2 tRNA genes are annotated in these 549 nt (G+C 45.9%); both read left to right on the top strand.

The window, feature by feature from the left end:
- The first annotated feature begins 99 nt into the window (after positions 1–99).
- Positions 100–176: transfer RNA gene (locus tag ACSZO4_RS25805), tRNA-Ile, on the top strand.
- A 108-nt stretch (positions 177–284) separates the two neighbouring features.
- Positions 285–360, top strand: a tRNA-Ala gene (locus ACSZO4_RS25800).
- The last annotated feature ends 189 nt before the right edge of the window (positions 361–549 follow it).

Genomic DNA, 549 nt, shown 5'->3' with positions numbered 1-549 from the left:
GGGAACCTGCGGTTGGATCACCTCCTTACCTTAAAGAACCTGCCTTTGTAGTGCTCACACAGATTGTCTGATGAAAATTAGCAGTAAAGAAATCTCTGCAGGCTTGTAGCTCAGGTGGTTAGAGCGCACCCCTGATAAGGGTGAGGTCGGTGGTTCAAGTCCACTCAGGCCTACCAAATTCGTTGCATTGCTGCGTTGCGAAATATCTCGCATACTTCAGTATGCTTCGTTATTCCACGCCTTGCCCTGAAACGAATTAGGGTACAGAGAGAAGTATTTTCGATGGGGTTATAGCTCAGCTGGGAGAGCGCCTGCCTTGCACGCAGGAGGTCTGCGGTTCGATCCCGCATAGCTCCACCATCCTTTACTGCACATAATTAAGAAAACTTCAGAGTGTACCTGAAAAGGTTCACTGCGAAGTTTTGCTCTTTAAAAATCTGGATCAAGCTGAAAATTGAAACGACACACTGTCTCATTTCTCCGTAATAAGAAATGAAAAGCGGTGTGTTCGAGTCTCTCAAATTTTCGCAACACTGAAGTGTTTTACGA

It is taken from the genome of Phytobacter sp. V91, assembly GCF_965644225.1.
Lineage (GTDB): Bacteria > Pseudomonadota > Gammaproteobacteria > Enterobacterales > Enterobacteriaceae > CBFFRJ01.
This window is presented reverse-complemented; position numbering and strand designations above follow the sequence as displayed.